12 protein-coding genes are annotated in these 7,500 nt (G+C 33.4%); 10 read left to right on the top strand and 2 right to left on the bottom strand.

Annotated features, from left to right (window positions below):
- Positions 1-91: 91 nt before the first annotated feature.
- The gene (locus ACHABU_RS20400) at positions 92-1,189 is read right to left on the bottom strand and encodes a tyrosine-type recombinase/integrase (protein ID WP_435766796.1); all 1,098 of its coding nucleotides are present in this window, start codon (positions 1,187-1,189) and stop codon (positions 92-94) included.
- Positions 1,190-1,223: 34 nt separating this feature from the next.
- Positions 1,224-1,847 (bottom strand): LexA family protein, encoded by a 624-nt coding sequence (locus ACHABU_RS20395; RefSeq protein ID WP_435766795.1) that lies wholly within the window; start codon positions 1,845-1,847, stop codon positions 1,224-1,226.
- Positions 1,848-1,988: 141 nt separating this feature from the next.
- Between ACHABU_RS20395 and ACHABU_RS20390 the strand changes: the two genes are divergently transcribed.
- From ACHABU_RS20390 to ACHABU_RS20345, 10 genes are all read left to right on the top strand, one after another.
- On the top strand, positions 1,989-2,189 hold the full coding sequence (locus ACHABU_RS20390) for a helix-turn-helix domain-containing protein (protein WP_435766794.1): 201 nt from the start codon (positions 1,989-1,991) through the stop codon (positions 2,187-2,189).
- Between the two features lie 38 nt (positions 2,190-2,227).
- Positions 2,228-2,533, top strand: coding sequence for a DUF771 domain-containing protein (locus tag ACHABU_RS20385; protein WP_435766793.1), 306 nt, complete (start codon positions 2,228-2,230; stop codon positions 2,531-2,533).
- A gap of 18 nt (positions 2,534-2,551) precedes the next feature.
- Positions 2,552-3,358: a phage replisome organizer N-terminal domain-containing protein gene (locus tag ACHABU_RS20380; RefSeq protein ID WP_435766792.1), complete on the top strand. Its 807-nt coding sequence runs from the start codon at positions 2,552-2,554 to the stop codon at positions 3,356-3,358.
- A 12-nt stretch (positions 3,359-3,370) separates the two neighbouring features.
- Positions 3,371-4,162 carry an ATP-binding protein gene (locus ACHABU_RS20375; protein WP_435766791.1) on the top strand — a complete coding sequence of 264 codons (792 nt, stop codon included), beginning with the start codon at positions 3,371-3,373 and terminating at the stop codon, positions 4,160-4,162.
- Positions 4,163-4,345, top strand: a complete 183-nt coding sequence (locus ACHABU_RS20370) for a hypothetical protein (RefSeq protein WP_435766790.1) — start codon at positions 4,163-4,165, stop codon at positions 4,343-4,345. It begins immediately after the preceding gene.
- Between the two features lie 166 nt (positions 4,346-4,511).
- Positions 4,512-4,727 (top strand): hypothetical protein, encoded by a 216-nt coding sequence (locus ACHABU_RS20365; protein ID WP_435766789.1) that lies wholly within the window; start codon positions 4,512-4,514, stop codon positions 4,725-4,727.
- Positions 4,728-4,731: 4 nt separating this feature from the next.
- Positions 4,732-5,019 carry a hypothetical protein gene (locus ACHABU_RS20360; protein WP_435766788.1) on the top strand — a complete coding sequence of 96 codons (288 nt, stop codon included), beginning with the start codon at positions 4,732-4,734 and terminating at the stop codon, positions 5,017-5,019.
- 3 nt (positions 5,020-5,022) lie between these two features.
- On the top strand, positions 5,023-5,265 hold the full coding sequence (locus tag ACHABU_RS20355) for a hypothetical protein (RefSeq protein ID WP_435766787.1): 243 nt from the start codon (positions 5,023-5,025) through the stop codon (positions 5,263-5,265).
- Positions 5,262-5,741 carry an ArpU family phage packaging/lysis transcriptional regulator gene (locus tag ACHABU_RS20350; RefSeq protein WP_435766786.1) on the top strand — a complete coding sequence of 160 codons (480 nt, stop codon included), beginning with the start codon at positions 5,262-5,264 and terminating at the stop codon, positions 5,739-5,741. The genes ACHABU_RS20355 and ACHABU_RS20350 overlap by 4 nt, the downstream gene beginning before the upstream one ends.
- Before the next feature lie 700 nt (positions 5,742-6,441).
- Positions 6,442-6,633 carry a DUF2798 domain-containing protein gene (locus tag ACHABU_RS20345; RefSeq protein WP_435766797.1) on the top strand — a complete coding sequence of 64 codons (192 nt, stop codon included), beginning with the start codon at positions 6,442-6,444 and terminating at the stop codon, positions 6,631-6,633.
- Positions 6,634-7,500 lie beyond the last annotated feature (867 nt).

Below are 7,500 nucleotides of genomic sequence, written 5' to 3'. Positions count from 1 at the left end.
GAATGTTGTCCTATCAACGTTCAAGCATACTTTTTAATTTTCGGCAAATAAGATAGAAGCCGGAAGAAAATGATTTTATTTTACACATTTTTTACACAAGCATCCTCTCAAAAATAGATACTGTTTCTTGTTCATCCTCTGTACGCATTTCATTTAAAATATGTGAATATGTCTTCCAGGTTGTTTCAACATCTTTATGCCCTAAACGTTCACTTACATAATTCATTGATACTTTTCGATACAATAAAACGCTGGCATGAGTATGTCGCAACCCATGCATTGTGATTGGCTCAATTTCCAGTTCCCTTAAAATATTACGCAATAGCTTATTCGCATTGGTATTGCTAATAACACAATACTTTGATGAAGGGCTATAAAAGACAAGTTGATGTATGTTTGGAGGGTTAGACTTAAATAGATCTTTAAATAAATCCATTGTCACTTTATCCACCTTTACGACCCGTAAAGACTCTTCATTTTTTGTTGATCCGAATCCTTTTTCTTGTCTCTCCAAGTACCCCCATGTTTTATCGACATTAATCGTACTATCTTCAAAGTTAAAATCTTTTCTTGTCAATCCCACTAGCTCTCCGAATCGAAAACCAGTTGAAAGACCAAGCAGGATGAGATAATATCCCAGGCCATCATTTAGGCGATTTAGTAACTCGTTAAACAGCTTTTTACTTTCCTCATAATTCAAATGTTTTTCTTCCCGTTTTTTAGCATTGACGGTCCAGGTAAGATTAACCCTCCGTGTGAAATCAAACGGAATAATATAGTTCTCCACTGCATCCTTCACACATGCTCGACAATGAGAATTTAATTTATCCACGGTTTCTTTTGCTCGAGTACAACCAAAATCATTGATAAATTTCTGATATTCTTGGCGTGTGATTTTTTGTATTGGAGTATAGTCAAAATACCTTTTTACAGTAACGAGAGAGTATTGGTAGTGTTTCATTGTGGTTTTACTAATATTTGTCTTATAAAGCTTTATCCAGTTCTCGAAGTATTCATCAAATGGAATAGACTCCATTTGTGTAAAATGTCCTCTATTTAGGTTGTTTTCCACTTCAGCTGCTGCCACTTGAGCTTCTTTTTTTGTTCGAAAACCTGATTTTCGAATGGGTTTAGGCTTTGCACTAATTGTGTATTGCCATACCCTACCGCGTTTCTGAAAACTAGCCATAAAATCCCTCCCAAAATAAAAGTTTAACTACGGTTTATAAATCAAAAGTGTATCGCATTGCTTTACCAATTATTTTAGCTGGATGATCCTTATCCGCAATAATTGGTTTATGACGCCTATTGTCTGGCATCAACATTAAATAATCTTTTTGCTTGCTTATACGTTTCAAAGTGGCCTCTGTATCACCATTAACCAAAACTGCTGCAATCTCTCCGTTTTCCACTTCTGGCTGTTCCCGGATAAGCACATATGCATCTTGTGGTATTGTGGGACTCATACTGTCACCCTTTACTTTTAAGTAAAAAATGTTCCCTTCTGGTAAACTATTTTTGGGTTCTGTTCTATATCCAACGAAATTTTCGGATACATGAATCGGCTCTCCACACGCTATTTCACCCAAAATAGGAACTTCTACAAATTCAGAATTCACTTCATAGAGATTATCTGGTTCTGTTAAAATATAGCTTTTTGGAAGTCCAAAATGATCAGCTATTCTTTGTATAGCACCCATTCGTGGAGACGATTTTTTTAATATCCATTTTCCAACTGTTGACTCAGAGACACCAGCAATTTTAGCCAGTTGACTTTGATTGATATTATGTTCAATTAATAACATTTTAAGATTGTTTGATATGATTTTTTCTATTTCGTTATTCATTTCTTAACCCCCATTTTGCTTGTAATTATAGCATTATATTCTATATTATTAAACATTAAATAAATTTAAGTAGAATTTTTTTCTAGGAACCCTTTACACTAGAATTAAATTCTAGTATATTGATTACGAAGGAGGGATATTATGGAAATACTTCAAATTTCATTAAAGGCAGCAAGGGTTAATGCAAATTTAACGATTATGCAGGCTTCTAGATGTCTTGATATTTCGCACAGCACCCTGATTAAATGGGAGAGGAACCCCGGGGATCTTACACCTAATCAGCAACGAGATATTCAAAAAGTGTATGGGATTCCAACAGACTACATTTTTTTTGGGAATTAAGTAGAATTAAATTCTATTATAGTTGGGGAGTGAAGAATTTGCAACACTTAAATGTACAGTTAAACGTTCCGATTCCAGCTGATAAAGTATTAGTTAGTAAAGTTGAATTAGAAGAGCTAAAGCAGGAATCTTTATCAGGTGTTTATTGGAGTATGAAGGATTTAGAAAAACGAACTAGTAAAAAACAAGAATGGCTTAAAGAAAATATTTTGTATAAAGGTAAATTTCGTCCTATACTAGAGGGTTTTGTTCACTATCCAAAAAGTAAGGGTCAGACATGGAGTTTTCAAGCAAAGAGAATGTCTCAATTTTTAGAACGCAACTTTGATCAAATTTTTGGATAAGAGAGGGGCTAAGCTGCAATGGGTAATTTGAAATGGATTAAGTTAGATATTTCCATGTTTGATGATGAAAAAGTTAAATTGATTGAACAAATGCCAGAGTCAGATACCATCCTGATTATTTGGATTAAGCTTCTGACACAAGCTGGAAAAACGAATGCTAATGGATATATTTATCTTAGTGAAAACATTCCATTCACGGAAGAGATGCTAGCTACGATTTTCGGAAGGCCACTTAATACAGTCCGGCTTGCACTGAGAACTTTAAGTGATTTTGGAATGATTCAATTTGACGAAGACTCTTTTATACAAATAACAAACTGGGAGAAACACCAAAATGTTGAAGGAATGGAAAGAATCAGGCAGCAAAACAAGTTGAGAAAACAAAAACAAAGAGATCGTGAAAAGGCAAAAAAACTTGAACAAAAGCCCAAAAATGTGACGTCACGTGACTGCCACGCAACAGAAGAAGAAAGAAGAGAGAAGAAAGAAGATAAAGAAGAAGAACTACAACATACATCTGAAATTATTCAGTTTTGGGATAAAAACGGATTTGGAGTGAATAACATTCATGCAAAAAAACAGTTGTTGTTGTGGTTAGATGATTCTTCATTTAAAGAACCCAGCAAAGTCATTTTAAAAGCATTAAATATTGCTTGTGAAAATGATGCTAGGAGACTTAAATACACTGAAGGAATATTAAAGAATTGGGAAAATGAATCTTTGCTGACCGTAGAAGAAATTGATAATAGTCAAAACAAACGACAGAAACAGGTTGAGTCCGTTAGCAATATTATTGATTATAACCCTGTAAGAGATAGATTCTAGGAGGTGCTACATGTGAATGCTATTGATTCGATTTTAAAGGATACCTTCCCTCTTAAAGAATATAGTGAAAAAGAATGTGACCATTGCGGAAGGATATTCAAGTTATATGAAACATCTAAAGGCATTATGGGAGCATGTAAATATTGTGCTGATCAACAGTTATTGAGGGATTTAAACATACCGGCAAAAGAAGAAAGAGAAAAGTTAAAAGAAAGGAATTTTATTGCAACTTTTGAGCGGGTTACAAACGATTTGAAGCACGTAACAATTGGATCTTACAATCCTAAAGAGAAATCACAAATACAAGCTAAACAAGCAGCAACGAAATATATCAAATGCTTTGACGGGATAAAGTCACTTGTTTTTAGTGGTGCTTGCGGATTGGGAAAAAGTCATTTGTCTTTTGCAATCACCAAGGAGTTGCGACAAAAAGGCTATAAGACACTGTATATCAAAGTTACTGATTTATTCGATTATATCAAGAACACATATAATCCCCAGGCGAGAATAAGTGAAACACAGATTTTTAAAATGATAGATAGATTGGATTTGTTAGTGCTTGATGATGTCGGCTCGGAATATGTGAAAACTAATGAATATGGTTACGAAAGCTGGGCTTCTGATGTTTTATATAAGGTATTTGATATGCGACTGAATAAAGCTACTGTATGTACGACTAATTATTCGGAAACAAAGCTAATCCAGAAATATGGCAATAATGGTGAACGTATTATGGACCGGATGATGGATTTAGCTATAGCAATACGTTTTGAAGGTGAAAGCTATCGAAAGGAGAGGTTTTAAATGTGGCAGGGAATGAAAAGCGTTATGGTATTCGATCCAAAAGATAGTCAAGAAGAAACCAATCGGAAATGGATGGAGTGGAACCAACATAAAAGTGCTGTTGGCGACAAATATGTTCCAACAGCACAAGAAACAAGAAAGTATTTAGCAGTCCAGAAAAACGAAGGTAGAAGATATGCCTAGTATCTTCTGACCTTTTCTGACTAGCTTTATACCTGTACTATTATAGCATTTCATAAAATGGATAGAAAGTAATTGTTTAAGCTGTTTTAAGCGATGTAATCAATCATGATTAATATATGGAAATCGGTATTAGGTTCTAATATGAACTTTAAGGAGGCAATTTTTTATGAAAGCAACAAATAGTGGAAAGAAAAAGAAAATTGCAATACATGCAAGCTATTCAGAAGCGAGTATTATCTGCGAAGCACTTTCATCCTATCAACTAGCTATGCAACAACATTACGGAATAAATAGCGAGGAAGAAAAATATATTGGTGAACTATTACATGCAATTAGAAATCCAGCAGTCATAAAAGGGGAAGTGTGTGAACGAGAAAGGTAGTTTCATGAAAGATGAATATAAGGGGTGGGGGGTGCGCCACATTAATAACGTGATTGAGCAAACTCATGTTTATGAATATCTTGGAAAAGAAAATGATCCTCTTTATAACAATATAATGTATTTGAAGGTGAATCAATCTTTACCAATTCCGGAAACAAACATGCAAATAACGAAAACAAGATATGGGATGTATGAAATCGTATCTGATGTATTTCACGAATGTTATTCATCCCCACAATCTTTATATGAAAGGATAAGTGCTTTATTGAATGCTATTTCACTTAGGAGGTAAGAAATGATGATGCCGAATATGAAAAGATTTGAGCAGAAAGAGTGGGATCTTTACGATACTAATTTAGGTCAGGCATTAGAATCAGTTGAAAAGGGTGATTTACAATGTGCTTCTGAATGCTTTAAACGTATTGCGTGGGTACTTCATTATTTATCCAAGGATCATTCACCTGTTGCACTGGAACAAGAAATTAACATGAAACAACACATAGATTTTTCACTTATAAGAAAGGATGATGATAAATGAATTTTGTTGCTGATATTGAAGGGATTTTTACAAAAGAAGAAATTGAAGCTTTTCTAAAAGAAGAACAACAGTTTTATATTGAATATGCGGAAGAAAACTGGCTAGACCGTTATTTCAAAATAAAGGCAATGTCGCAAAAAACACAAGTACCTAGTATTACTTCCGTTATATCGGATACACCGGGTGGGTCAAATTTCAATAATAGTAAAACTGAGCAATTTGCACTGAAATCTGTTCAAGCAAGCGAATGGCTAGATACATTATATTATGCAGTAGAATCACTTACTCCAGCTGAACAGAAATTAATAGAATTGAAGTATATGAAAAAACGCAATGATGGTTCAAGATATTGTGATGAAGTCATTTATCCTCAGTTGTTTATCGGAAAGACAAGATACTATGAACTGAAAAAAGAGGCTTTAGAAATGTTGGGTAGAAACTTATATGGTTTATTTAGAGAAAGAGGATATTCATAATGGTTGCTTTGGTTCAGTCAGTGAAGAAAACAGTATTAGTAATGTTTTTGCTAATACTGTTTATTGCTTTCTCCACCTTTTGTGGGATTGTATTCCTGGCTACCTTCCAGTGGTTTATGCAAACTGATTTTTATTTAAATATGGTTGGTTCTGTTGAGTTCTGGTTATGGGTTTTAGGAATACCGTTTATTATTATCTTTCTTTTAATTTTCTTTTAATTTGTGCAAATATTGCTTAGTGTCGTTAAAATTAACGTTGAACTGTTATATCCCTTTAGATATAATTTTTCTAAAGGGATTTTTTATTGTGAAATAACATGTTATTATCTTATAATTTGCAGATTTGGGAAAGGTATTTGCCGGTTATGATAAGATATTTATGTAACTAACTGGCAGGATTATTAAATAAGGATAGGACAATTATTATGCTACAATACGGATAGAAGTATTTAAAGAAAAGCTCTAAGTTACAAGTGTTAGAAGTCTAATAAATAATTTCATAAATTGAAAAAACAATAGACTATGAAAAGCCTGTATTAAAGAAGACGATATCTCAATATGATGCAGTTTATATAAAAATCATATAAAGGTGATATCGCTAATCAGGGAGAGAGCCAATAGGGATTACTTATTTTCGAGAGGTTTAAGGGGTAAAGTTGAAAATTAATATAAAATATAGAAGACTCATTTTTGCATTCTTTATGTCTTTTAGTATGAGTTTGTTTATTTCATTTATTATGGTATCAATAAACGTTGATTACAATAGTCTTTTTCTACAAGAACGGTTAAAAACTTTGGGGATGGCATTTATGATTGCTTACTTTGGAGCATACTTTTTCCCAAGGGAACACAGAAGGCAGAGTATTTTCTTTCAAAACCAAATAACAATATGAAGCTATTTCTAAACTAAAGAACTAAAGATTAAGTGGTGAAATTATATGTTTGAATAGGCAACCGAAGAACAGGAAACCCAAAATGCGATTAATCTAAATAAAAAAGACGAAATGGGAAAATACCCTTTCAGCACAAAAAAGTATCTATAAACATCTATGTGACAAATATACAACGAGAAACAATAAAATAGGAAGTGAAAAATCCGATGTACACATTAAAATGGTAAATTGAAGTTTTATTTAAAACATGGAAATCATTAGTTGATTCAACGAGTAAAGAGAGTGAAAGACAATTGAATGTCACTTAATATTTGAATATACTGTCTTAACGAAGACTTGTTTGTCATACGCTATGATGAAATAATTAAAAAGGAAGCTAACAAAAACATGGAAATTTTTCTCTGTTTTCTGTTAGCTTATTGGCTATGGGGTTCCAGACAGCCTTGAAAACAACAAGATTTTCAATGTTTTAAATCACGTTTAATGATATTTAGTTTCTTCCCAATTACGTTACGGAGAGTCTTGCGTCTAGGTCTCCTGTTTAGCCACAGACTAATATGCTTTAAGTGCTTCTCCGAATAGGTCGGTGGATTTGACAAGACTGGCAGGTGCAGTGTGTCAATGAATCCTTCTAATTTTCCCTAAAGGATGAGATGCGCAGTGTCACCCAGCGGTTACCTGAATTTAACCTTCCGCCGAATAGAAATGCAAATAATACCATTTGTCGTTCGTTACGTTCATATATTGTGAGCCCCCTAAGTGAAAATTTTTTAATAGTATTCCATAATTACCCCTACATATTAATCCGACAAGAATCATGAAAAATCCTTAAGTAAATAGGAAATTATATTTATTCAGTAGACCCTA

The organism is Oceanobacillus sp. CF4.6, from assembly GCF_051262635.1.
GTDB lineage: Bacteria > Bacillota > Bacilli > Bacillales > Amphibacillaceae > Oceanobacillus.
The sequence above is the reverse complement of the archived record's forward strand: the minus strand, read 5'-3'. Positions and strand labels throughout refer to the sequence as shown.